This is a genomic window from Burkholderia sp. M6-3 (genome assembly GCF_050858985.1).
GTDB classification, from domain to species: domain Bacteria; phylum Pseudomonadota; class Gammaproteobacteria; order Burkholderiales; family Burkholderiaceae; genus Paraburkholderia; species Paraburkholderia caledonica.
Map to the genome: position 1 here is coordinate 441919 of NZ_CP110090.1, position 24013 is coordinate 465931.

At 63.1% G+C, this 24013-nt stretch carries 21 protein-coding genes; 12 read left to right on the plus strand and 9 right to left on the minus strand.

The genetic code is table 11. The features are described 5' to 3' along the window. Positions 1–62 precede the first annotated feature (62 nt). Together OH764_RS01965 and OH764_RS01970 are read left to right on the plus strand one after the other, a co-directional pair. Positions 63–1262 (plus strand): acetyl-CoA C-acetyltransferase, encoded by a 1200-nt coding sequence (locus tag OH764_RS01965; protein WP_498847839.1) that lies wholly within the window; start codon positions 63–65, stop codon positions 1260–1262. Positions 1263–1394: 132 nt separating this feature from the next. After that, positions 1395–2165, plus strand: coding sequence for an enoyl-CoA hydratase (locus tag OH764_RS01970; protein ID WP_498847840.1), 771 nt, complete (start codon positions 1395–1397; stop codon positions 2163–2165). A gap of 8 nt (positions 2166–2173) precedes the next feature. Here the strand turns inward: OH764_RS01970 and fdhD are convergent, their stop codons facing one another. Continuing rightward, entirely contained in the window at positions 2174–3013 is an 840-nt protein-coding gene (fdhD, locus tag OH764_RS01975; RefSeq protein WP_498847841.1) for a formate dehydrogenase accessory sulfurtransferase FdhD, read from the minus strand. A 122-nt stretch (positions 3014–3135) separates the two neighbouring features. Between fdhD and OH764_RS01980 the strand changes: the two genes are divergently transcribed. After that, complete coding sequence (locus OH764_RS01980; protein WP_498847842.1) at positions 3136–3612, plus strand: nitrate reductase associated protein; 477 nt, start codon at positions 3136–3138, stop codon at positions 3610–3612. Between the two features lie 251 nt (positions 3613–3863). Further along, complete coding sequence (locus OH764_RS01985; protein WP_498847843.1) at positions 3864–6974, plus strand: sensor domain-containing protein; 3111 nt, start codon at positions 3864–3866, stop codon at positions 6972–6974. Between the two features lie 72 nt (positions 6975–7046). Here OH764_RS01985 and OH764_RS01990 read toward each other — a convergent pair whose 3' ends face one another. Together OH764_RS01990 and OH764_RS01995 are read right to left on the minus strand one after the other, a co-directional pair. Beyond that, entirely contained in the window at positions 7047–7661 is a 615-nt protein-coding gene (locus tag OH764_RS01990) for a glutathione S-transferase (protein WP_498847844.1), read from the minus strand. 122 nt (positions 7662–7783) lie between these two features. Further along, on the minus strand, positions 7784–8179 hold the full coding sequence (locus OH764_RS01995; RefSeq protein WP_498847845.1) for an acyl-CoA thioesterase: 396 nt from the start codon (positions 8177–8179) through the stop codon (positions 7784–7786). 310 nt (positions 8180–8489) lie between these two features. Between OH764_RS01995 and OH764_RS02000 the strand changes: the two genes are divergently transcribed. Then, positions 8490–10379 carry an ABCB family ABC transporter ATP-binding protein/permease gene (locus tag OH764_RS02000; RefSeq protein WP_498847846.1) on the plus strand — a complete coding sequence of 630 codons (1890 nt, stop codon included), beginning with the start codon at positions 8490–8492 and terminating at the stop codon, positions 10377–10379. Between the two features lie 44 nt (positions 10380–10423). Here OH764_RS02000 and murU read toward each other — a convergent pair whose 3' ends face one another. Beyond that, positions 10424–11131 carry a nucleotidyltransferase family protein gene (gene murU, locus OH764_RS02005; RefSeq protein ID WP_498847847.1) on the minus strand — a complete coding sequence of 236 codons (708 nt, stop codon included), beginning with the start codon at positions 11129–11131 and terminating at the stop codon, positions 10424–10426. Positions 11132–11140: 9 nt separating this feature from the next. Beyond that, positions 11141–12253, minus strand: coding sequence for an aminoglycoside phosphotransferase family protein (locus tag OH764_RS02010; RefSeq protein WP_498847848.1), 1113 nt, complete (start codon positions 12251–12253; stop codon positions 11141–11143). A 221-nt stretch (positions 12254–12474) separates the two neighbouring features. Here OH764_RS02010 and OH764_RS02015 point away from each other — a divergent pair, with 221 nt between their 5' ends. The 4 genes from OH764_RS02015 (at position 12475) to rsmA (ending at position 18188) form a co-directional block, all read left to right on the plus strand. Continuing rightward, the gene (locus OH764_RS02015) at positions 12475–14841 is read left to right on the plus strand and encodes an LPS-assembly protein LptD (RefSeq protein ID WP_498847849.1); all 2367 of its coding nucleotides are present in this window, start codon (positions 12475–12477) and stop codon (positions 14839–14841) included. A gap of 67 nt (positions 14842–14908) precedes the next feature. Next, a complete protein-coding gene (locus OH764_RS02020; protein WP_498847850.1) occupies positions 14909–16273 on the plus strand; it encodes a peptidylprolyl isomerase family protein in 1365 nt (454 codons plus the stop codon). 5 nt (positions 16274–16278) lie between these two features. Next, positions 16279–17289 carry a 4-hydroxythreonine-4-phosphate dehydrogenase PdxA gene (pdxA, locus tag OH764_RS02025; protein WP_498847851.1) on the plus strand — a complete coding sequence of 337 codons (1011 nt, stop codon included), beginning with the start codon at positions 16279–16281 and terminating at the stop codon, positions 17287–17289. Positions 17290–17357: 68 nt separating this feature from the next. Further along, positions 17358–18188 (plus strand): ribosomal RNA small subunit methyltransferase A, encoded by an 831-nt coding sequence (gene rsmA / locus OH764_RS02030; RefSeq protein WP_498847852.1) that lies wholly within the window; start codon positions 17358–17360, stop codon positions 18186–18188. 115 nt (positions 18189–18303) lie between these two features. Here the strand turns inward: rsmA and OH764_RS02035 are convergent, their stop codons facing one another. After that, positions 18304–19230 (minus strand): DMT family transporter, encoded by a 927-nt coding sequence (locus OH764_RS02035; protein ID WP_498847853.1) that lies wholly within the window; start codon positions 19228–19230, stop codon positions 18304–18306. A gap of 359 nt (positions 19231–19589) precedes the next feature. Between OH764_RS02035 and OH764_RS02040 the strand changes: the two genes are divergently transcribed. The 3 genes from OH764_RS02040 (at position 19590) to OH764_RS02050 (ending at position 21651) form a co-directional block, all read left to right on the plus strand. Further along, a complete protein-coding gene (locus OH764_RS02040; RefSeq protein ID WP_498847854.1) occupies positions 19590–20702 on the plus strand; it encodes a porin in 1113 nt (370 codons plus the stop codon). Between the two features lie 123 nt (positions 20703–20825). After that, positions 20826–21212 (plus strand): lactoylglutathione lyase, encoded by a 387-nt coding sequence (gloA, locus tag OH764_RS02045; RefSeq protein WP_020069654.1) that lies wholly within the window; start codon positions 20826–20828, stop codon positions 21210–21212. A gap of 40 nt (positions 21213–21252) precedes the next feature. Continuing rightward, positions 21253–21651 carry a DUF4440 domain-containing protein gene (locus OH764_RS02050; RefSeq protein WP_498847855.1) on the plus strand — a complete coding sequence of 133 codons (399 nt, stop codon included), beginning with the start codon at positions 21253–21255 and terminating at the stop codon, positions 21649–21651. Between the two features lie 75 nt (positions 21652–21726). On the opposite strand, the gene OH764_RS02055 is transcribed toward OH764_RS02050, so the two are convergent. Genes OH764_RS02055 through gmhB form a run of 3 tightly spaced genes read right to left on the minus strand, consistent with a single transcriptional unit; the run spans position 21727 to position 24012 of the window. Next, positions 21727–22614: a M48 family metallopeptidase gene (locus OH764_RS02055; RefSeq protein ID WP_408413402.1), complete on the minus strand. Its 888-nt coding sequence runs from the start codon at positions 22612–22614 to the stop codon at positions 21727–21729. Between the two features lie 44 nt (positions 22615–22658). Continuing rightward, positions 22659–23417, minus strand: coding sequence for a lysophospholipid acyltransferase family protein (locus OH764_RS02060; RefSeq protein WP_498847856.1), 759 nt, complete (start codon positions 23415–23417; stop codon positions 22659–22661). Between the two features lie 40 nt (positions 23418–23457). Next, positions 23458–24012, minus strand: a complete 555-nt coding sequence (gmhB, locus tag OH764_RS02065) for an HAD family hydrolase (protein WP_498847857.1) — start codon at positions 24010–24012, stop codon at positions 23458–23460. Position 24013: the final 1 nt, after the last annotated feature.

Consider the following 24013-nt stretch of genomic DNA (forward strand, 5'->3'; position numbering starts at 1 on the left):
TACATTTGCATGGGGCGGGAGTAAGCGCGAAAGCGTCACCGCCGCCTACATTGGAGCTTCAAATGACAAAGCAATTGCAAGACGCATACATCGTCGCCGCGAGCCGTACGCCGATCGGCAAGGCGCCGCGCGGCATGTTCAAGAATACGCGCCCCGACGAACTGCTGGTTCACGCGATCAGATCGGCCGTTGCTCAGGTGCCTGGGCTCGACACCAAGGTGATCGAAGACGCCATCGTTGGCTGCGCGATTCCCGAAGCGGAACAGGGCTTGAACGTCGCGCGGATGGGCGCATTGCTGGCCGGTTTGCCCAATTCGGTCGGCGGCGTCACGGTGAACCGCTTCTGCGCGTCGGGCTTGACCGCGCTCGCTATGGCCGCGGACCGCATCCGCGTGGGTGAATCCGACGCGATGATCGCGGGCGGCTGCGAATCCATGAGCATGGTGCCGATGATGGGCAACAAGCCGTCGCTGTCGCCGCACATCTTCGATCGCAACGAAGACGTCGGCATCGCGTACGGCATGGGCCTGACCGCGGAGAAAGTCGCGGAGCGCTGGAAGATCAGCCGCGAAGCGCAAGATGCGTTCTCGGTCGAATCGCATCGCCGCGCAATCGCCGCGCAGCAAGCCGGCGAGTTCAACGACGAAATCGCCGCTTACACGATCACCGAACGCTTCCCGGATCTGGCTACCGGCGAAGTGCGCGTCAAAACGCGTGAAGTCGCGCTCGACGAGGGCCCGCGCCCGGACACTTCGCTCGAAGGTCTTGCGAAGCTGCGCACGGTGTTCGCGAACAAGGGCTCAGTGACGGCGGGCAACAGCTCGCAGACGTCGGACGGCGCGGGCGCGCTGATCGTCGTGTCGGAAAAGATCCTGAAGCAATTCAATCTGACGCCGCTCGCACGCTTCGTGAGCTTCGCGGTGCGAGGCGTGCCGCCGGAAATCATGGGCATTGGGCCGAAGGAAGCGATTCCGGCGGCGCTGAAGGCTGCAGGTCTCAAACAGGACGACATCGACTGGATCGAGCTGAATGAAGCGTTCGCCGCGCAGTCGCTCGCGGTGATTCAGGACCTCGGTCTCGATCCGTCGAAGATCAACCCGCTTGGTGGCGCAATCGCGCTGGGTCATCCGCTCGGCGCGACGGGCGCGATTCGTGCGTCCACGGTCGTGCACGGCCTGCGCCGTCGCAACTACAAGTACGGCATGGTCACGATGTGCGTGGGCACGGGCATGGGTGCAGCCGGCATTATCGAGCGACTGTGACACAGCCCCCGCCGGTGTTAGCGGCAAGCCGTTAAGGCGCGCAGAACGGTTCGCAGGCTTGCCGCTTGCGAACCGTTTTCGCATTCGCAGCAGCAGTTTTCCAGCAGTTTCCGCAGCAGTCGAGGAGACAAAATGACGACGGATATTCTGGTCGAGCGCGCAAATGGCGTGCTGACAATTGCCTTCAACCGGCCGGAGAAGAAGAACGCAATCACGGCGGCAATGTACCAAACGATGGCCGACACGCTGGCACAGGCGCAAGGCGACGCGTCGGTGCGCGCGATCCTGATTCGCGGCAGCGCGAACATCTTCAGCGCCGGCAACGACCTCGAAGACTTCATGAAGTCGCCGCCAATGGGCGAAAACGCGCCGGTGTTCCAGTTCCTGCGTGCAATCAGTTCGGCCGAGAAGCCGGTGGTCGCGTCAGTGGCGGGGCCGGCGGTGGGCATCGGTACGACGCTGCTGCTGCATTGCGATCTTGTCTATGCCGCCGATTCCGCCAGCTTCTCGTTGCCGTTCGCGCAACTCGGGTTGTGCCCGGAAGCGGCGTCGAGCTTGCTGCTCCCGCGCGTCGCCGGCTACCAGGCGGCAGCTGAAAAACTGCTTCTCGGCGAGGCGTTCGACGTCGCGGAGGCACAGCGCATGGGCTTTGTGAACCGCGTACTGCCGGCTGCGGAAGTCGATGCGTTCGCGGCATCGCAGGCAGCGAAGCTGGCCGCGCTGCCTGCGTCGTCATTGCGGGTGACGAAGAGTCTGATGAAGCGCGCGAGCCACCAGGAACTGCAAACGCAGATGTCGGAAGAAGCCGTACATTTCGGCAAGATGCTGATCGCGCCCGAAGCGCGCGAGGCATTCAAGGCATTTTTCGAAAAGCGCAAGCCTGACTTCCGGCAATTCGACTGAGCGGCTGCTCAGTTTTGTGACGGCTGCGCGGTGTCGTAATCGACGTAACTCGTTTCACGGCAGAAGCTGACGAGCCGCACGCCCGCCTTGCGGGCAATCGCAATTGCAAGCGACGAGGGCGCCGAGATCGTCGCGACCATCGGCACGTCGACGCGAGCAGCTTTGCGCACGAGCTCGTAACTCGCCCGGCTCGACAGGAACACGAAGCCCTCTTTCGTATCCACGCGATCGAGCACGAGTTGGCCGATCAGTTTGTCGAGCGCATTGTGGCGGCCCACGTCTTCGAACGCGTAGCGTATCGAGCCCGCCGCGTCGCACCATGCGGCGGCGTGCAAGCCGCCCGTGAGGCGCGTGAGCGCCTGATGCTGCGGCAACTCGCGAGCGGCGCGAGCAATCGCGTCCGGCGCGAGCCGCTGCAGAAAGCCAGTGTCCGGCACGCGTTCGGGTTTCAGATCGAGCAAGTCGATGCTTTCGATGCCGCACACGCCGCATCCGGTGCGGCCAGCGAGCGCGCGGCGCTTTTCCTTCAGCGCGACGAACGCCTGCTGCACGACCTGCAACTGCACTTCGGCGTGCGGCAATTCGCCGTCGTCATGCAATTCGACCTCGATGTCCTGAATGTCGCTGCCACGCCCGACAATTCCTTCCGAAATCGCGAAGCCCACCGCGAACGCTTCGAGGTCGCGCGGGGTGCACATCATCACCGCATGCGAAATGCCGTTGAAGACGAGCGCGACCGGCCACTCCTGACCGACGTGGTCGGTGACCGTTTCGACCGCCGCACCGCGATGGCGATGCACCTGACGCTCCACCGCGCCTGGCTGGCCGGCTGTTTCCAGTTCGTTCAAGCTGATTCACTCCATTTATGCTGCGCGCACCGTTCCGGACTGCGCCGCCGGTGTGCGAATAAGGTTCTAAAATACCTCAAGCCGGGCTTGTGCGTTGCCCGTCAACAATGAGGAACACTGTCATGGGACTCAACGAGGCACCGCTGCTGTTCAACTTCGAGGTGAAGTCGTCGGAGAATTTCACTTACATCCCGATGTCGGTTCGCTTCAATCTCGATCGTTTCGGCCTGCGCATTTCGCTCGCGCAGTGGCAAATGCTGCCGCTTGAAGACCGCAAGCTGCTCGCACGTTTCCCCGTCGAGGACGACGCGGAGATCGAGCCCAACTTCGATCACGCGCTGTTTGAAATGTTGCGCACTCACGCGAACGTCGAGCCGGAGTGGTTTACGCCCGACGAGGCGCCAGCCTGGCGCAACACGGACGGCGTGCCCGAGAGCGTCCTGCGTCAGGCGAAACAGGCCGGCCTGGCGGCGCCGAGCGCCGCGCTGTGGGGGCAGCTCGATCCGTTCAAGCGCTACGTGCTGGCCAAGCTTTCGCGCAAGCAGGAAATCAACCACGACTTCATCCCGGCGATGAAGGAATTTGGTGCCGCCGGCTAGGCGCGGCCGGCTAGGCGCGGCCGGCTAGGTGCGGCCGGCTAGGCGCGGCCGGCCAGAGCGGCCAGACACGGCCAACCGGAACCCACCACCCAGCCCCACCACCGAAATTTTTTTCACTCCCAACCCTCAACCTGTTCCGAACGCTGCCGTTATCCATGGGTTGGCGCGTAAAAGATCTCGCATCGATGCGGCCGGACGCATCGGAAGCGGCCTCGCGCTCCCGCCTGAAGAACGATCGACGTTCGGAACCCATGACCCATTTCATCTCGAAGCGGCTGCTGATCAATATCGCGGTCGTGGCCGCCGCGCTCGGCGCAAACGTGTTCGTCGCGTATCTGCAGATCGGCGGGCAGCGCGACGCCGACGCCCGCATGCTGCATTCGACGCATGTTCGCCAGAGTCTCGACGCCTACCAGACGGCGCTCGACGCCGGTCTCGCCGCGCTCGCGCGGTTCGAAGCGTCCGCTGAACCGTCGCCGGGAAACGCCGCCGCGACGATGAGCGCTACGCTCGCCAGTCTTCAGCGCGAGTTGCGCGACGAACTTGCCGGCGAGCCGGCCATGCTCGCCACGCTCGCGCAGGTCGACGCCGACAGCCGTGCGCTGCAACGTGACATCGACGATGCGCTGCGGGGCGGCGATGCCGCCGAACCGGCCGCGTCACGCGCATGGGCGGCCGCGTCGTATATGCATGTCGGGCTCGGGCTGCAACGTGTCGAAGCGGGCCTAGCCGCGCTGCGCGATGCCGAAAACCGTGCGTTCAAAGAGTCGCTCGCGGCTTCGACAAAACGGGCGAAGCACGCCATGTTCATGTTGGTCGTGACCATGATCGCGGGCAGTGCGCTCCTCATTTTCACTTTCGGCGTGCGCGAAAGCAGTGCGCGCAAGAAGCTGCACAGCGCGCGGGCGCTTGGCCGCAACGACGAGCGTTTTCGCAGCCTGTTCGACGATCATCCGGTGCCCATGTATATCTTCGACCGCGAGACGCTGCGCTTTCTCGCCGTCAATTCTGCGGCGATTCAGCAATACGGCTATTCTGAGGCCGAGTTTCTCGACATGACGATTCGCGCGATCCGGCCGAATGTGGAGATCGCGCGCCTCGAGTCGCATCTGCAGCGCGCCGACAGCGTGCAGCACGGCCGCACGATGGCGGGCATCTGGCATCACCGGCGCAAGGACGGCTCGACCATCAGCGCGGACATCTCGTATCACGCGCTGAACTTCATGGGACGCGCCGCGTTTTTCGTTCTCGCCGACGACGTCACCGAACAGATCAACGCCGAAGCCGAGGCGCAGCGTTCCAATCAGATGCTCGAAGCGGTGATCGACAACATTCCGCAGCGCATTTTCTGGAAAGATCTGGAGTCACGCTATCTGGGCTGCAACATGGCGTTCGCGCGTGACGGCGGCCTCGCGTATCCAGAGCAGGTGGTCGGTAAGAGCGACGCCGACATGCCGTGGCGCGCCTTCGCCGAACTGCTGAGCGCGCACGACAAGGAAGTGATCGACACCGGCGTGCCGAAGATGAACTTCGAGGTCGATATGGTGATCGACGGCGTGCATCGCACGACGGTGACGAGCAAGCTGCCGTTCACCGACGGCGAAGGCCGCGTGATCGGCGTGCTCGGCTCATACACCGACATCACGGAGCGCAAGCGCGCCGATCTCGCGCTGCGTCTGCAAAGCCGCGCGCTCGACGCGAGCGTCAACGCAATTCTGATTACGGCGCCCTCGCCGTCGGGCAATCTGATCGAATACGTGAATCCTGCGTTCATGCGGATCACAGGCTACGATCCCGCCGAGGTGATCGGCCACGATTGCCGGGTCTTGCAACGCGACGATCGCGAGCAGGAAGGCGTTGCGTCGATCCGCAAGGCGCTCGCCGCGAATCGCGAAGTGAGCGCGGTGGTGCGCAACTATCGCAAGGACGGCGCGCTGTTCTGGAATCAGCTGTTCATTGCGCCCGTGCCGAACGCGGAAGGCGTGATTACGCATCACATCGGCGTGATCAACGACGTCACCGACCTGATGCGCTATCAGGAACAGCTCGAATATCAGGCCAACTACGACAGCCTTACGCGCCTGCCGAACCGCAATCTGCTGCGCGACCGTCTGCAGCATGCGCTGATCGTCGCGCAGCGGCAGCACAAGGGCGTAGCGGTGGTGTTCATGGACCTCGACGGTTTCAAGAACGTCAACGACAGCCTGGGCCACAGCGTGGGCGATCGGCTGCTCGGTGTCGTGGCGGAGCGGCTCGCACGCTGCACTCGCACGAGCGATACGGTCGCGCGTCACGGCGGCGACGAGTTCGTGATCGTGATGACGGATACTGTCGACGAACAATCGCTGATTGCGTGGATGGAGCGCGTGCGTGCTTCGATTTCGGAGCCGGTCTGGCTCGATGGCACGGAGCTGTACGTCGGGTGCAGCATGGGCGCGAGTCTGTTCCCGCAAGACGGCGACGATGCCGAAACGCTGATGAAAAAGGCGGACCTCGCGATGTATCGCGCGAAGGACATGGGCCGCAACACGTTCCAGTTCTATCAGCCGGAGATGAACGCGAGCGCGGGCGCGCGTCTGAATCTCGAAAGGCGCTTGCGCCGCGCGCTGCGCGACAACGAGTTCCTGCTGCACTATCAGCCGCAGGTCGATATCGACAGCGGACAGATCGTCGGTACCGAGGCGCTGGTGCGTTGGCGCGATCCTGAAGTGGGGCTCGTGCCGCCATCGTCGTTCATTCCGGTTGCCGAGGAAAGCGGTCTCATCGGCCCGCTGTCCGAGTGGGTGCTGCGCGAGGCGTGCCGTCAAAACAAGGCCTGGCAAGACCTTGGCTTGCCGCCGGCCCGTGTGTCGGTCAACCTGTCGGCGCGCGTGTTCCAGCAGCGCGATATTGCAAAACTCGTCATGCAGGTGCTTGACGAGACCGGCCTCGAGCCGCAATACCTCGAACTGGAACTGACCGAGAGCGCGATCATGCGCAACGCCGAAGAAGCGGTGTCTATGCTCAACGAGCTGCACGCGCTCGGCATTGGCCTTGCCATCGACGACTTCGGCACCGGTTATTCGAGCCTCAGCTACCTGAAGCGTTTTCCAGTGGACCGGCTGAAGATCGACCGCTCGTTCGTGTCCGACATCGGCATATCCGGCGACGACGAGACGATTACCTCGGCCATCATCGCGCTCGCTCATTCGTTGAAGTTGCAGGTGATAGCCGAAGGCGTCGAAACGTCGGCGCAACTCGACTTCCTGAAGGAGCGTGCTTGCGACGAGATGCAAGGCTTCTACTTCGCGAAGCCTTTGTCCACCGAGGCAATTTACGACTTGATGCAAGGCGGCGCGGCGCGCGAACTCGCGCTGGTTTGATGCGGCGGCGCGTTCGTTCGCTGCTGCTGGATCGCTCGCGATACACCTACGCCTGCGTTAGCGCCGCTGATCTCACACTGCCGGTGTGCTCGCGAAAACCGGCAACTGCTCCGCCGCAGCCGAAAATGCCTGCAAATGCGGATGCGCGCTGGCGCTCACCATCTGCGGCAGCATCGCCTGTGTGAAGTTCCACGCGACCGCGAGCGTCACCTCCGCCGCGCCGAAGCGGTCCGCCTCGGTTGGCAACGGCGCGGCCGCGGCTTCCTGTTCGAGCTCGGCATACGCGGCGAGCATCTGCCCGCGCACCCGCTCCATCCACGGCTCGTGTTGCTTGTCCACCGGCCGCAGATTGCGTTCGTAGACGAGCTGCACCGTCTTGTCGCACGCGGCGAGCGAGAGGCCCGTCAGGCGCGCGGCGCGCAGGCAGTCGTCGGGATTGGACGGAAATAGCCGCTGCCCGGGACCGGCGAGCGACGCCAGATATTGAAGGATCACCGTCGAATCCATCACCGTCTTGCCGTTGTCGGCGACGAGCGTCGGCGCCTTGACAACCGGATTGATGGCCGCGAACTGGTCGTAGGTACTGAATACGGAAATGGGCGCGTGTTCGAAATCCAGCTTCAGCATCTTCATGCAGATAGCCACCCGGCGCACGTAAGGCGAGTCCAGCATTCCGATCAGTTTCATGTTGCTCCCGATAGAAGTTTTATCGCGATGCGCGGGCGCTCCCCGGGGCAGTGCATCTGCCCGCCGGTGCGGCATGGCGCGCTTCAGGGCAATAGATTAAGCCTCAGTGAACCCGGTCGAGTTCAATCGAGTGGGGGCAGCGCGCGCGGACGGCGGTCGCTGTCGGTAGCGACGTAGGTAAGGATCGCCTCGGTTACCTTGACGAGATCTTCCGTGAGGCTCATACGTTGCGCGTAGACCTCGACGGAAACGGTGACCGACGTATTGCCCGTCTTGACGATGTCCGCGTAAAAGCTCAGCAGATCGCCGACGAACACTGGCTGCTTGAACACGAACGAGTTGACCGCGATGGTCGCGACCCGTCCATTCGCGCGGCGGCTCGCCGGAATCGAACCGGCAATGTCCACTTGCGCCATGATCCAGCCGCCGAACACGTCGCCGTGAACGTTCGCGTCCGACGGTTGCGGCATGACGCGCAGTGCGCAAGGCTTTTGCGGGAGTTGGAGAATATCGGTCATTGGTACCCTGGAAACGCGTGTTGATCTGTTTGGCTCTGTCGGCCCGCCCAGCAGGTGGACTACGCGGCAACCGCTTCATTCGAGCTGCGGACATCGCCAGACGGCAAGCCCGCCCGGTCCGCCTTCGACCGAATGCTCGGATAGCCCACGAAAAGCGGCGCCGGCCGGCTTCTGCGACAATAGGAAGATCAGGAATTGTACGGGAAAGCGCCCAGCGAGGTTGCGCCGCCAGGCAACGTGCCCACGTGCACACAATGGCCGGCGTACCGCTGTGAACTCCGGCATTTCCACCTCCTCCCCAGCCGAATCCATGCGCCGCTCGCTTCCGTCAGAACCCTCGCCCATCTCCACCCAACCGCGCAACGACTGGCAGACGATCCTGTCGCTGCTGCCTTACCTTGCGACCTATAAGTGGCGCGTGATCTTCGCGCTCAGTTGCCTGATCGGCGCGAAGATTGCCAATCTTGGCGTGCCGATCGTGATGAAGCGTATCGTCGACAGCCTCGCGTCGGTGCAGCATCTGACCGCACTCGGCCGCGCGCACGATTCGCCGGGCATCGTACTGCTCGGCGGCGTCGGCTTGCTGGTGGTCGCATATGCGGTGGTCCGGCTTTCCACGTCGCTCTTCACCGAATTGCGGGAAATCCTGTTTTCGAAAGTGACCGAAAGCGCGGTGCGGCAGCTTGCGCTCAAGGTGTTCCGGCATCTGCATGGCTTGTCGTTGCGCTTTCATCTGGACCGGCAAACGGGCGGCATGTCGCGCGACATCGAACGCGGCACGCGCGGCATCACGCAGCTCATTTCCTATTCGTTGTACAGCATTCTGCCGACGCTCGTCGAAGTCGGGCTCGTGCTCGGGTTTTTCGTCGTTAAATACGAAGCGTATTACGCGGTGGTCACGTTCGTGGCGCTTGCGGTGTACATCGTGTTCACGGTGAAGGTCACCGAGTGGCGCACGCATTTTCGCCGCACGATGAACGAACTCGATTCGAAAGCGAACTCGCGCGCAATCGACTCGCTGCTCAACTATGAGACCGTCAAATACTTCGGCAATGAAGAGTGGGAAGCAAGCCGCTACGACGAAAACCTGAAGCGCTATCGCACGGCTGCTATCAAGTCACAGCGTTCGCTGTCGGCGCTGAATTTTGGACAGCAGGCGATTATCGGCACGGGGCTCGTGTTCATTCTGTGGCGCGCGACCGAAGGCGTGATGGCTGGACGCCTCACGCTCGGCGATCTCGTGCTGATCAACACGTTCATGCTGCAGCTTTATATTCCGCTGAATTTTCTTGGCGTGGTGTATCGGGAACTGAAGCAAAGCCTCACCGACATGGACCGCATGTTCACGCTCCTCGGGGCCGCGCAGGAAGTGCCGGACCTTCCCGACGCGCCCGCGTTGCAAGTGAGCGGCGCGCAAGTGCGCTTCGACCGGGTGAACTTCTCGTACGAACCGGCGCGGCAGATTCTGCACGACGTGAGCTTTACGATTCCAGCCGGCACCACCACGGCGGTGGTCGGCCATAGCGGCTCGGGCAAGTCGACGCTTGCGCGGCTCATGTTCCGCTTCTATGACCTGGACCGCGCGACGGGCGGCGCAATTACTATCGACGGTCAGGACATTCGTGACGTGGCGCAGGCTTCGCTGCGCGCTTCGATCGGCATCGTGCCGCAGGACACGGTGCTGTTCAACGATTCGATCTACTACAACATCGCTTATGGACGGCCTTCTGCGACGCGCGACGAAGTGATCGCGGCGGCGCGCGCCGCGCACATTCATGAGTTCATCGAAGGACTGCCGAAAGGATATGACACGCCCGTCGGCGAACGTGGGCTGAAGCTCTCGGGCGGCGAGAAGCAGCGTGTCGCAATCGCGCGGACCATCCTGAAGAACCCGCCGATCCTGTTGTTCGACGAAGCCACGTCGGCACTCGACTCGCGTTCCGAGCGCGCCATCCAGCACGAGCTCGATCAGATCGCACGCGAACGTACGACGCTCATCATCGCGCACCGGCTTTCGACGGTGGTGCACGCACAGCAGATCATCGTGATGGACAAGGGGCGCATCGTCGAGCGCGGTACGCACGCCGAACTGTTGCGCGCGAATGGCCTCTTCGCTCAGATGTGGGCGTTGCAGCAGCAACGCGCGGCCGAAGCCCCGGAGTCGGCCGAGATTGTTGGGGCGGGCAATGGCGAGGGGTGACGCGGCTGGCGGCGCGTAGCTGGAGCGTGCCCTCGCGGCGTCGCTCAGCGCTCGACCAACCGCTGATCCAGCGCCTGAAGCTGCGCCGGCGTTCCGACGTTTTCCCACAGGCCTTCGTATAGCTCGCCAGTCGCGAGACCGCGCGCGATCGTCTCGCGGTAGTACGGCTTGAGCGCGCGCCGTGTACCGCGCGGGAGATCGCGGAACATGCGTGTGTCGTAGAGCCCGATATTGCCGAACGTAAAGCGCGGCTCGGCGTCGAGTGACAACACGCCGCCCGTGAGCGCAAAGTCGCCGTTCGGATGGAACGCCGGATTCGGCACCATGACCAGATGCATGCCGGGCTCCTGCAGCGACTTCATTGCCTGCGCATGCGCATTCAATGCGCGGTAGTCGAAATCCGCGTACACGTCGCCGCTTACTGCTACGAACACCTCGCTCGCGCCGTTATCTTCGATAAGCGGCAGCGCGTTGACAATGCCGCCCGCCGTCTCGAGCGCTTCCTGCTCGGGCGAATAGCGCAACTGCACATGCCAGCGCGAACCGTCGCCAAGCGCGGCTTCGATCTGCTCGCCGAGCCACGCATGATTGATGACAATCGTCTCGAAGCCCGAGCGGGCGAGCCGCTCGATCTGCCACACGATCAGCGGTTTGCCGCCTACTTCGAGCAAAGGCTTGGGACACGCGTCGGTCAACGGACGCATGCGCTCGCCGCGGCCCGCGGCGAAAATCATCGCTTTCTTCAGAGACATTGTGTTGGGTCAGAACGTGTAGCCGACTTCGTTCGAGCGGCCTTCGAGATCGTCGAGCAGCTTCGCGAACGGACGCAGCGGCGCATAACGCTCGGCTACCTTGCGCGCATAGCCGATGAAGCGCGGCAGATCTGTCATGTAGTGCGGTTTGCTGTCGCGGTAATTGATGCGGCAGAAGAGGCCCAGCACCTTGATATGCCGTTGCAGTCCCATCCACTCGATCTGGCGGTAGAACTCTCCGAAATCTGGATCGACGGGCAAGCCGGCTTTCTTTGCGCGCTCCCAGTAATACACGAAGCAATCTAGCTCGAACTCCTCGTCCCAACTGAGGAACGCGTCGCGCAGCAACGATGCGACGTCGTAGGTAATGGGGCCGTACACCGCGTCCTGGAAGTCGAGCACGCCGGGATTGGCTTTGGGACTTGCTTCGCTCGCCGCATTCGGCGCGTCGCAAACCATCAGATTGCGCGGCATGAAATCGCGCAGCATGAACGCTTGCGGCTGCGCCCGCGCGCTCGCTATCAGCAATGCGAACGTGCGGTCGAGCAGGCCGCGGGTGTTGTCGTCCACTTCGCGGCCAAGGTGCCGGCCGATGAACCACTCGGGCATCAACTCCATCTCTCGGCGCAGGAAGGCTTCGTCGAACGGCGGCAGCACGTCTTCGCGCGACGTGAGCTGCCAGCGGATCAGCGCGTCGAGTGCGTCACGCATCAACGTGCGGGCGCGGCGCGGGTCGTTGTCGTTTTGCGCGGCGGTGAGCGCGCCGAGGTACGCCTCGGTGCCCAGGTCGGTGACGAGCATGAACCCGGCGTCGAAGTCGGCCTCCAGCACGCGCGGCACGTGCACGCCGGCGTCGCCGAGCAGATGCGCGACCTGCACGAATTCTCGGCACTTTTCGGGCGGAGGGGCGTCGACCGCGATCAGCGTCGCGGCGCTTTCGCCTTGCGCCGCCTTACCGGCGAGCCGGAAATAGCGGCGAAAACTGGCGTCGGACGAAGCCGGCGCGAGCGTGCGGAGATCGAGCGCATAGCGCGCCGCGTGGCTTTGCAGCCAGGCCTCGAGCAGTTCGAGGCGGCGGTCGGCGGGATGGTGTGTGAAGTCTTGGGAAGGGGGCAGCGTCATGAAAACCGGCGGCAAATTCAGGGGGGCAACGTCTTGCCATATAATACCCCACGACTTTTTTGACGCGACTCACGCCAGCTTTCGCGTATTCCGCTTTACCGCCCGCCTCACCGTTCGAAGATTGTAAATATTGATGTGCAGCCGACTGTCACGGTCGTGGTGTGCAGGCGGTGGATCGTGACTGCAGAAGCTGACGGACGGGCCGATTCGCCAAACGATACATGCCGCCTAGACAGCTTTCCCAAACGATTCCCTCTTGTGCCGCGGTGCCGCGCAAAAGGCGGCTCGTCGCGGCGTTGATCGCCGTTCCGGGTCTCATGCCCGCGCTCGCTCACGCCCAACTGGCGGGCGAGGCCGCGCAGCCGCAGCCCATCGACCCGCCCTGGGGCATGCAGCTCGCCCCGCAACTCGAAGATCATGTGCTGCAGCCGGGGCAGAAGCCGGCCACGTTCGTCCTCGGCGATTCGACCAACGGCACGACCGATCAGGACATGGCCGTCAAGGGCTCGGCTGAAGTGCGCCGCAATACTGTCGTGATCAAGGCCGACGCGCTCCATTACGATCAGGACACGGACATGGCCGACGCATACGGCCAGGTCCGCATGAACAACAACGGCACCACGTTCGCCGGACCCGAAGCGCACATGCGCGTGGATTCGAGCGAAGGCTTCATGACCGCGCCGAAGTACCACTTCAACGTAACGGGCGGCTCGGGCAGTGCGGAGCGCGTCGACCTGCTCGATAACGAGCGCTCGGTGTTCACCAAGGGTACTTACACCGCCTGCGCGTGCGCGGACGATCCGGCGTGGTACATCAAGGGCAGTGAATTCGACTTCGACACCGGCGCCGACGAAGGCGTGGCCCACAACGGCGTGCTGTTCTTCCAGGGCGTGCCGGTTTTCGCGTCGCCGTGGCTGTCGTTTCCGCTGTCCGGCGAGCGGCGTAGCGGTATCCTGCCGCCCACGTTTTCGCTCAGTTCGACGAACGGCTTCGAACTGTCGGTGCCGTATTACTTCAACATCGCGCCAAATCGCGATCTGACGGTCACACCGCGCATCATTTCGAAGCGCGGTGTGCAGTTGCAGAGCACGTTCCGCTATCTGTCGCCCACGTATTCCGGGTCGATCACCGGCGAGTTCCTGCCGAACGACCGGCTGACCAAAACGAACCGCTACGCGCTGTACATCCAGCACAACCAGAACTTCGGCAACGGGTTCGGCGGCTATATCTACTACAACAAGGTTTCGGACAACACGTATCCGGAAGACCTGTCGTCGTCGGTCAATCAGTTCATGAACGGCACCCAGCTCCTGTATCAACAGGAAGCCGGGTTGACGTACAACAACGGCCCGTGGTCGGTGCTCGCGCGCGAGCAGCACTGGCAGACGCTGACGCCGTCGGTCGCGCCGTATGGCCGCGAGCCGCAGTTGAACGTGAAGTACTCGAAGTACAACGTGGGTGGGTTCGACTTCGGCGCCGAAGCGGACTATACGAACTTCCGCATCACGACCGCGGACATGACCGAAGGTCAGCGGGTGGTGTTCAACCCGTACATCGCGTACTCGGTCGTCGGGCCCGGCTACTTCGTCACGCCGAAGGTGCAGTGGCATTTCGCGTCGTATAACCTGCGCAACATCAGCAGCGACGTGCCGGTCGGCACGCCGAAGAATTTCACTGAATCTATCCCGACGCTGAGTTTCGACACCGGGCTCATTTTCGACCGCTCGGTCCGGCTCTTCGGCGAGGATTACATCCAGACGCTCGAGCCGCGCCTGTATTACGTGTACACGCCGTATCGCAATCAGGAGTCGGCGCCGCTCTTCGACACCGCCGAATCGGACTTCGGGCTCGCGGAAATCTTCACGCCGAACACCTTCGTCGGCAACGACCGCATTGCGGACGCGAACCGTCTGACCGCGGCCATCACCACGCGCTTCATCAATCCGGCAACGGGCGACGAACGCGCGCGTTTCGTGATCGCGCAGCAGTACTACTTCCAGGATCAGCGTGTCACGCTGCTCCCGAATCAGACGAGCACGCAAGCCACGCATTCAGACTTGATCGTCGGCGCGTCGCTCAAGCTCGGGGCTGGTTTCGCGTCGGAAACCGCGTTCCAATATAATGCCGACAACAATCAGCTGGTCAAGACGAGCGTCGGTTTCGGGTTCAGTCCGGCGACCGGCAAGGTGCTCAACGTCGGGTATCGCTACACGCGTGCGAACACCACGCTGGAAAACCAGCCTATCAATCAGGTACTGGTGTCGGGGCAATGGCCGCTCACGCATCGGGTATTCGGGGTCGGGCGGTTCAATTACGATCTGGGCGGGCATCGGATCGTCGACGGGCTCGTGGGCTTGCAATACGACGCGGACTGCTGGACGCTCGGCGCGGGTATCCAGCGCTACGCAAACGGCCTGAATACGTCGGGGCAGCATCAGTCGAGCACGCGTTTTCTCGCGCAGTTGACGTTCAAGGGCTTGTCGAGCGTCGACAACGGGCTGATTTCCGCGTTCCGCAGCAGCGTGGCGGGCTACACGCCGCTGCCGCCTCCGCCGCCGCCCGAGTCGCGGTTCATCAATTACGAATGACGCTCGCCCGGTCGTTCATCGAATGCGAAAAGACGGGCCAGGCGTGCCCGACATCATTGGAGTATCTGTGGCAATCATGAAAAAGCTTCGCTTGGCAACGCTCGCGGCAGGTCTTGCCGCCGCGGCGTCTTTCCTGTCGGTTGCGCCGGTACAGGCGCAGGCGCTGGGCGGCAACCGCGGCGGCCAGACCGTCGACACGATCGCCGCAGTGGTCAACAACGGTGTCATCACACGGCGTGAGCTCGAAGAGCGCGTGGGCCTGATTACCCGCCGTCTGAGCCAGCAGAACGCCCCGATTCCGCCGGCCGATCAGTTGCGTCAGCAGGTGCTCAACCAGATGGTGCTGGAGCGCATCCAGTTGCAGAAGGCGAAAGAAGACGGCATCACTATCGACGACGCAGCGGTGCAGAAAACGCTGGAGCGGCTCGCACAGGCGAACAATCTGTCGCTCGACGTGTACCGCTCGCGGATCGAGGCGCAAGGCGTGCCTTGGGCCACCTTCACGAGCGACGCGCGCACCGAGCTCACGCTTTCGCGTCTGCGTGAAAAGGAAGTGGACAGCAAGGTCACGGTTTCGGACGCTGAAGTCGCGAACTACATCGCCAGTCAGCGCGGCCCGAATGCCGGCGCGACGAGCGACCTGCACATGCAACATATTTTCCTGAAGGCGCCGCTGAACGCGCCGGAAACGGATATTGAAGCGGCCCAGAAGAAGGCCGAGGCATTGCTCGCCGAAGCCAAGGGCGGCGCAAACTTCGAGAAGCTCGCGAAATCGAATTCGCAGGCGCCGGACGCATCGAAGGGCGGCGACATGGGTTTTGCCGCGCCGTCGAAGCTGCCGCCGGAATTCGTCAAGGCCGCCTCGGCATTGCGTCCGGGGGAGGTCAATCCCGAAGTGATCCGCACCAACGACGGCTTTGAAGTCGTGCGCCTCGTCGACCGTCGCAGCGGTCAGGGCACGAGTTCGGACGCGCCGAAGCTCGTGCAAACGCACGTGCGGCACATCCTGCTGCGCGTGGGCGACGGTATGTCCGAGCCGCAAGCGCGCCAGAAGCTGCTCGAAATCAAGAAGGAAATCGCTGCGGGCGGCGACTTCGCGAAGTTTGCCCACACGTATTCGCAAGACGGTTCGTCGTCGCAAGGCGGCGACCTGGGCTGGATCAGCCCCGGCGAGACGGTACCGGAATTCGAGCGCGCGATGAACACCTTGCAGGACGGTCAGATCAGCGACCCGGTGCGCAGCGAATACGGCTATCACCTGATTCAGGTGCTGGAACGCCGCGAGTCTGAAGGCTCCATCGCGCAGCAAATGGATCTTGCGCGCCAGGCCATCGGTCAGCGCAAGGCGGAGCAGGCTTACGCCGACTGGCTGCGCGAACTGCGCGACACCGCCTACGTCGAAGTAAAGCCCGATCTGTCTCGCGTTCAATAAATCTCATGAATTCCGCCGCCCCGTCAGCCAGCTTGCCGTTGCAGATCGCGATCACGACGGGCGAACCCGCCGGCGTCGGTCCGGAGCTGACCGCGCAGGCGCTTGCGGGCGCGGCGGCACACTGGCCCGGCGCGCGGTTCACCGTGCTGGGCGATGCGGCTCTTGTCGCGGAACGGGCGCGCTCAGTCGGGGTAGATTGGCCGGCGCTCGTGGCCGACGCGTCGCACATTCGGGTGCAGCACCGGCCGCTCGGTGCGCCGGCTGTCGCGGGCAAGCTCAACGTGGCCAATGGACGCTACGTGCTGGATCTGCTGGACAGCGCAATCGACGGCGCAATGGCCGGCACATTCGACGCGATCGTTACCGCGCCGCTGCAAAAGAGCACCATCAACGACGCGGGCGTGCCATTCACCGGCCACACCGAGTATCTCGCCGAGCGCACGCGCACGCCGCGCGTGGTGATGATGCTGGCGGGCACCGGCGAGCGTCCGTTGCGGGTTGCGCTCGCCACTACGCATCTGCCGCTGAAGGACGTTTCGTCCGCGCTGTCGGTGGAGGGTATCGTCGAAACGCTGCGGATTATCGATCACGATTTACGGCATCATTTCGGGTTGCCCGCGCCGCGCATTCTCGTTACAGGTCTGAACCCGCATGCCGGCGAGAACGGTTATCTTGGTCGCGAGGAGATCGACGTGATCTCGCCGGCGCTCAAGCTCGCGAACGTTGAAGGTATCGACGCGCGCGGACCGTACCCGGCGGACACGCTGTTTCAACCGCGTTATCTGGACCAGGCCGACTGCGTGCTCGCGATGTTCCACGATCAGGGCTTGCCGGTGCTCAAATACGCGACGTTCGGCGAAGGCATTAACGTCACGCTTGGCTTGCCGATCATCCGCACGTCGGTCGATCACGGGACCGCGCTCGATCTCGCCGGCACGGGCCGCGCGGATGCGGGCAGCCTGATCGCCGCCATCGACACAGCCGTTCTCATGGCGCAACATCGCCGCGCGGGCTGATTCAACGTCACATCGGCGCCTCGCGCGTAATCATTTCCAGGCAGTTTTCTTTCTTTAGCGTTTCTTCGATGTCCACCAGCAGACAGCAGCAGGGCCGGCACCAAGGTCATATCGCGCGCAAGCGTTTCGGGCAAAACTTCCTGGTCGACATGGGCGTGATCGATTCGATCGTCGATGTGATCGGGCCGCAGCGCGGCCAGCGCATGGTCGAAATCGGGCCGGGGCTCGGCGCACTGACCGAACCGTTGATCGAGCGTCTCGCGACGCCCGAGGCGCCCTTGCACGCGGTCGAACTGGACCGCGATCTGATCGGGCGTCTGAAGAACAAGTTCGGCGAGCTGCTACAGCTGCACGCCGGCGACGCACTCGCGTTCGACTTCGGCTCGCTCGCCGCGCCGGGCGACGAGCCGTCGCTACGCATTGTCGGCAACTTGCCGTACAACATTTCGAGCCCGTTGCTGTTTCATCTCACTGCGTTCGCGCACCGTGTGATCGACCAGCACTTCATGCTGCAGAACGAAGTGGTCGAGCGGATGGTGGCCGAGCCAGGCACCAAGGCCTTCAGCCGTCTCTCGGTGATGCTGCAATACCGCTACGTCATCGACAAGCAGCTGGACGTGCCGCCCGAGGCATTTCAGCCGCCGCCCAAAGTCGATTCGGCAATTGTGCGAATGATCCCGTATGCGCCGCACGAACTCATGCCTGTAGACGAGCGCGTGCTCGGCGAAGTGGTGACGGCGGCTTTCTCCCAGCGTCGCAAGATGTTGCGCAACACATTGGCTGCGTTGCGCGACACCGTCGACTTCGACGCCATTAGCTTCGACCTGCAGCGCCGCGCCGAAGACGTGCCGGTGGCCGAATACGTGCGCGTCGCGCAGATCGTGGCGGGTAAGCGCTAAGCGATGGGCGCGGGGTTTGGGGCGCTGAAGTTCGTAGGCTAAAGCGTCGGCAGGAGTTCCGAGCCGTTAAGCCGGAAGTTCAGGCGCAATGGTTACGGACGAAAGCTCGAACCGCTCACCGCTTGACCGGCGCATTGACCAGCGCGATACCCGTCAGCACAAGTGCCGCAGCCATCAGAAACCGCAAGCTGAATGACTCGCCGAGCAGCAGCACTCCGAAGGTGACCCCAAACATTGGTGTGAGAAACGAGAACACCGACAGGCGCGACGCGACATAGCGCGTGAGCAGCCAGAACCACACCAGATAGCTGACGAACGCGACCACCACCGCCTGATACGCGAGGCTCGCGATCGCCAACGGCGTAACCGTGTCCACGTGCGCCTCGCCGAACGCAAGCGCCAGCGCGAGCAGCACCACGGCGGATATCGCCAGTTGATAGAAGAGCGTCTTGCTCGCGCTCGAGTGCGCGAGCCGCGTCGCGCGCACCACGACGGTCGTCGCCGCCCACGCGATGCCTGCGAGCACGCCGAGCGCGTCGCCGGCTACAGCGGCAAGCGACGCGCTGCGCGCCGTCGCGCCATGCAGGAAGCCATCCGCGAAAGCCAGCGTAATGCCCGCAAAAGCCACGAAAATGCCGAGCCACTGAATGCGCCGCATCCGCTCGCCATCGACGAACCAGTGCAGGCCCAACGCCGTAAAGCAGGGTGCGGTGTAGAGAAAAACCGCCATGCGCGACGCACTCGTGAGTGTGAGTCCGAGGAAGATGCACACGAACTCGGCAGCGAACAGGATGCCCGCCAGCAGACCGGCGCTAAGCGTGCCGTCGTCGCGGAAAAGCGGCGTGCCGCGCGAGCGCGCCCAGCCCCAGACCAGCAGCGTGGCGATCGCCGAACGCAAGCCCGCCTGAAAAAACGGTGGCAACGCGGCGTTGGCGCTTTTGATCGCCACTTGCTGGAATCCCCAGATCGCGCACAAGCCGACCATCAGCAGGATGGCGAAGCCATCGGGGGTGCGGCGCGTGTGAAGGGCAGTGGTGCTCATGGCGTTGTGATGACGAAAAAGGCAAGACGGGGTTGTCTCGCGCAGCGCGTACGATACCAAACCCGCTCACGCGTCCATTCGATGACCCCACCGCCTACGCGTGCTTCCGACAAGTCGCAAGTCATTTGAGAATTCGGGAGCGCCTGCGCAACTACCGCGCAACACCTCGCGCAACACCTATTTCTTACCATCCTGATTTCGCGCTAAGGTTCGACGACATGTTCTGTCGGTACGTTCGTACGCGCTGCGTCGCAGAATCGGGCTTCAGTCGCTTCAGTAAGAAGCCGGCCACCGGGCGATGCGTCGCGTGAGCAGACAAACTCCATCCGCGCGAAGCGGAGCCTGTACGAGGAAACGGCATGAAGACCCTCAGCAGAGGCGCGGCGGTCGTGGCGTTGGTATCGTTCGGTTGTCCGGTTGCGCAGGCTCAATCGAGCGTGACGCTTTACGGCGTGGTCGACGAGAGCGTGCGCTACCTCACGCATGCCAACAAAGCGGGCGACTCTTCCCTCGGGCTGGGCACGGGCGGCATGACGCAAAGCCGCTGGGGGCTGAAAGGCGTCGAAGACCTTGCCGGCGGGTGGTCTACCTTCTTCAAACTCGAGAATCGCCTTTACATCAACAGTGGACAGAGCGATCCGACCTTGCCGTTCTTCAACGAAGCGCAGGTCGGTGTGCGCTCCACTTCCTACGGCCAGGTCATTTTGGGCCGTCAGTACAACGTGATGATCGAAGGCATCACGGTAGGCGGTTACGGCAGCAATCCGTGGATTCCTTACGACTTCAGCTTCCAGCCCGAGGTGACGATGACGGGCGGCATCTGGACCAGTAATCAGGTGCAGTATCAGGCAAAGTACAACGGCTTGAGCTTCGCGGCGGGCTACGCGTTCGGCGGCAACGCCGGCAATTCGTACGGCAGCCAGATCGGCGCGGCGGCCGCTTACGCGCCCGCGGGAGGACCATTTACCGTCGGCGGCGCATACGAGGAGTCGAAAGACTCGGTCAACGGAGCCTCGGCCAAAGCGTGGACATTCGGCGGCTCGTACACGTGGGACAAAACGCGCTTTTCGCTGGGTTATATCGTCAATCGGGCCGACGCCGGTTTCTCCACTTTCGCGAACGGACCGTTCACGGCTGCCGCGCTGACCGCGCTGAAATACACGGACTTTTCGCGGAGACGCATGTTCATGGGCGGCATCACGCAGCAGGTGGGCGACGCCTGGCACCTCGCGGCAAACGTCTGGCGCACGCTGCAGGACGGCAAGACCGCGGCCAAAGACGGTTCCGCGTGGCAATACCAGCTCGTCGCGGACTACAACCTGTCAAAGCGCACAGACGTCTATGTGGAAGGCGATTATTCGCTGTATCGCGGCGATCTGATCGGCGCGCAACTGCAAGGCGTGAATGGCGTCGGGCTCGCGCAGAAAGGCTCGCAAATCGGCTTGATGGCGGGGCTGCGGCACCAGTTCTGACATATCGGGTACATATCGGCGCGGCGCGCGCTCCACGCCGCCCGCTACGCGCCGGCGTCCCTGCAACGACGGTCGATTCCGGGTACATTTATGCTCTCGACATCAAGCAACAGGGAGTACACGATGCGCCTGCTTCACACCATGCTCCGGGTCGGCGACCTGGACCGTTCGATCGCGTTCTACACCGAATTGCTCGGCATGAAGTTACTGCGCCGCGAAGATTATCCGGACGGCAAATTCACGCTGGCGTTCGTCGGCTATACGGACGAGCGCGACGGCACTGTCATCGAACTGACGCACAACTGGGACACGCCGGCCTATGACCTCGGCAACGGCTTCGGCCATCTCGCCGTCGAGGTGGAAGACGCCTATGCCGCATGCGACAAAATCAAGGCGCAAGGCGGCACGGTTGTGCGCGAAGCGGGGCCGATGAAACACGGCACCACCGTGATCGCATTCGTCACCGATCCGGACGGCTACAAGATCGAGTTCATCCAGAAGAAAAAATAAACGCCGATGCCGGCGAGCCGAGGTCTCATTCGATCACGTCATGAACAACAACAACCCTTACTTCAACGAACTCGATGCTATCCACGTCGAAATTGAGGCCTTGTTCGACGGTTCCGCGGACGACCTCGCGCTCGAGCGGATCATGGCGCGCTTCGCGCCGCGGTTCACGTTGATCATGCCGTCCGGCGCCGCGCTCGATCGGACCGCACTGCGCGAGACGTTCGCAAGGCTGCGCGGCGCGCGGCCGGGCTCGCAGATCGACATTCGCGACAGGGAGATCGTCGTCGAATATCCGTCTGGCGCGGTGGTGAAATATCGAGAGTATCAGCGGGACGATGCTGGTAATGCGAACGTGCGGCGCTCAACCGCAGTGATGGACGTCGACGCGCAAGGCAAGGTGACGTGGCGTCATCTGCATGAGACATTTTGCACGGAGTAGGTCGCGCGGCGTGGGTCATCATCCACGCCGCGTCCGGCTTTCCCGCGCTGCGGGAAAGCACGAGAAACGCCGGCTCTAGAGCGTCGGCAGCAATTCCGGCGGATGCGACTTCAGCGTCTGCCGCGCTTCGCGGAATTCCGGAAAAATCGATTCGACCGTTTGCCAGAAGCGCGGGCTGTGATTCATTTCCCGCAGATGCGCCAACTCATGCGCGACGACGTAATCGATGATGGAAAGCGGAAAGTGAATCAGCCGCCAGTTCAGGCGAATCTTGCCGTCACTCGAACAACTACCCCAACGCGTGGCCGCTGAAGAGAGCGCATACGCGCGATAGTTGACGCCCAGCTTCTCGGCGTAAATAGCGAGGCGCTCGCCGAACACACGCTTCGCTTCGTTCTGCAACCAGCCTTGCACGCGGTCCTTGATCTGCTGCGGGTCTGCTTGCAGCGGCAGCGGCACTTGCAGGGCGGAGTCGGTCGCACTAAACGCGAGCGTGCCTTGCGGCGAGCCGAGCGTTACGCGCACCGGCTGCCCGAGATAGGGCACCTCGGCGCCGTCTTTCCAGTCGACCTTCGGCAACGCGCGCTGTTCGACGCGCGTTTGCCACTCGATCAGCTTCGTGAAAATCCAGCGCTGTTTTTCGGTGATCGCGGTTTCGATATCGGCGAGCGTGACCCAACGCGGCGCCGTGATCGTGAGACCGGTGCTGTCGATTGCGAAGCCGATCGAGCGGCGCGCCGAACGCTTGAGCGCGTAATGCAGCGTGCGCGAGCCGATGACGAGACTGCGCAGCTTGCTGCCGTCCGGTGCAAGCGGCACCGCGGGCTGCTGACCCTGAGGCGTTGCCGAAGGCGCGGACGGTGAAGGGGACGACGAAGTCGACCCCGGCTCTGCAAAGAGCGGGAGATCGAGTTGCCGGTTATCGAGCGCCGCAGCGGGCTGCGGCGTAGGAGACTTCTGCATCGGATTCGGCTTCGCGCAAGTACGCCTTCGAGGGCGTGGGCGCGTCAGATAGGTGCGGCGGCGGAACTGCTTCCCGCCGCGCGATACGCTGTAGGATCGATGCGACGCATTTCAGCTTCGATCCACTGTTCGACGCGCGTGTTCACTTCGTCGGGCGTGAGCCCCGTGGTCTCGATCGGCTTGCCGATCGACACTGTGACTATACCCGCATATTTGATAAACGAGTTGCGAGGCCACACGCGTCCGGCGTTGTGCGCGATCGGCACGACCGGCGCGCCGGTTGCAATCGCAAAACGCGCACCGCCGGTTTTGTACTTGCCCTGCTTGCCAGTCGGCGTGCGTGTGCCTTCCGGAAACATGATCACCCAGGCGCCTTCCGCCATGCGTGCCTTGCCCTGCCTGATCACCGACTCGAACGCGTACTTGCCTTCTTTACGGTCGATATGAACCATCTTCAGGAGGCCGAGCGCCCAGCCAAAAAACGGCACATACAGCAACTCGCGCTTGAACACGTAGCACAGCGGCCGAGGCATCAAGGCGGGAAACGCCAGCGTCTCCCATGCCGATTGATGCTTCGACAACAACACCGCCGGGCCGTTGGGCAGGTTCTCCATGCCCTCGATCTTGTAGCGGATGCCGTTGAGCCAGCGCACCGCTTTGAGCGTTGCGCGGCACCAGCCGGCCGCCATCCAGTAGCGGCTATCGGCGCGCATGAACGGGAACGCAATGAAACACGCGGTCGCGTACGGCACCGTGAACACGATGAAGTAAATCAGCAGTAGCGAAGAACGAATGAAGCGCATCGGCGTGATCAGTAAGGGGTGGGGACGCGCGTGGTACGCGTCACTCTTGAGCGTCGGCGAGGAAGTCGAGCACGAACGCTCTCAGGTCGTCGTGGACGACGGTGCCTTCCGGCAGGCCACCGGCCGCGAGCGTCTTGCGGCCTTTGCCCGTGAGCACCAGATGAACCGGGTGGCCAAGCGCCGCGCCCGCTTGCAGGTCGCGCATCGCGTCGCCGACCACCGGCGTGTTTTCCGGGTCGACCTCGAAACGCTCGTTGATCATCTTCAGCATGCCGGGCTTCGGCTTGCGGCATTCGCAGTGGTCTTCCGCGGTGTGCGGGCAGAAGAACACCGCGTCGATGCGCCCGCCGACGGACGCCGCCATGCGATGCATCTTGAGGTGCATTGCGTTGAGTGCGTTCATGTCGAAGAGCCCCCGGCCGATGCCCGACTGGTTCGTTGCGACTGCCACGCGATAGCCCGCCTGGCTGAGGCGCGCAATCGCTTCGAGCGAACCCGGCAACGCGACCCACTCGTCCGGCGACTTGATGAACGCGTCGGAATCGGCGTTGATCACGCCGTCGCGGTCGAGGATCACCACTTTTTTGGTCGGCATG

Coding starts and splice junctions, on each gene's coding strand:
- OH764_RS02015 (WP_498847849.1), top strand. CDS start 12,475: ATGCCGCCTAGACAGCTTTCCCAAACGATTCCCTCTTGTGCCGCGGTG.
- OH764_RS02000 (WP_498847846.1), top strand. CDS start 8,490: ATGCGCCGCTCGCTTCCGTCAGAACCCTCGCCCATCTCCACCCAACCG.
- OH764_RS02035 (WP_498847853.1), bottom strand. CDS start 19,230: ATGAGCACCACTGCCCTTCACACGCGCCGCACCCCCGATGGCTTCGCC.
- OH764_RS02060 (WP_498847856.1), bottom strand. CDS start 23,417: ATGCGCTTCATTCGTTCTTCGCTACTGCTGATTTACTTCATCGTGTTC.
- OH764_RS01980 (WP_498847842.1), top strand. CDS start 3,136: ATGGGACTCAACGAGGCACCGCTGCTGTTCAACTTCGAGGTGAAGTCG.
- murU (WP_498847847.1), bottom strand. CDS start 11,131: ATGTCTCTGAAGAAAGCGATGATTTTCGCCGCGGGCCGCGGCGAGCGC.
- OH764_RS02055 (WP_408413402.1), bottom strand. CDS start 22,614: ATGCAGAAGTCTCCTACGCCGCAGCCCGCTGCGGCGCTCGATAACCGG.
- pdxA (WP_498847851.1), top strand. CDS start 16,279: ATGAATTCCGCCGCCCCGTCAGCCAGCTTGCCGTTGCAGATCGCGATC.
- gmhB (WP_498847857.1), bottom strand. CDS start 24,012: ATGCCGACCAAAAAAGTGGTGATCCTCGACCGCGACGGCGTGATCAAC.
- OH764_RS02040 (WP_498847854.1), top strand. CDS start 19,590: ATGAAGACCCTCAGCAGAGGCGCGGCGGTCGTGGCGTTGGTATCGTTC.
- gloA (WP_020069654.1), top strand. CDS start 20,826: ATGCGCCTGCTTCACACCATGCTCCGGGTCGGCGACCTGGACCGTTCG.
- rsmA (WP_498847852.1), top strand. CDS start 17,358: ATGTCCACCAGCAGACAGCAGCAGGGCCGGCACCAAGGTCATATCGCG.
- OH764_RS01990 (WP_498847844.1), bottom strand. CDS start 7,661: ATGAAACTGATCGGAATGCTGGACTCGCCTTACGTGCGCCGGGTGGCT.
- OH764_RS01995 (WP_498847845.1), bottom strand. CDS start 8,179: ATGACCGATATTCTCCAACTCCCGCAAAAGCCTTGCGCACTGCGCGTC.
- OH764_RS02010 (WP_498847848.1), bottom strand. CDS start 12,253: ATGACGCTGCCCCCTTCCCAAGACTTCACACACCATCCCGCCGACCGC.
- OH764_RS01970 (WP_498847840.1), top strand. CDS start 1,395: ATGACGACGGATATTCTGGTCGAGCGCGCAAATGGCGTGCTGACAATT.
- OH764_RS01985 (WP_498847843.1), top strand. CDS start 3,864: ATGACCCATTTCATCTCGAAGCGGCTGCTGATCAATATCGCGGTCGTG.
- OH764_RS02050 (WP_498847855.1), top strand. CDS start 21,253: ATGAACAACAACAACCCTTACTTCAACGAACTCGATGCTATCCACGTC.
- OH764_RS01965 (WP_498847839.1), top strand. CDS start 63: ATGACAAAGCAATTGCAAGACGCATACATCGTCGCCGCGAGCCGTACG.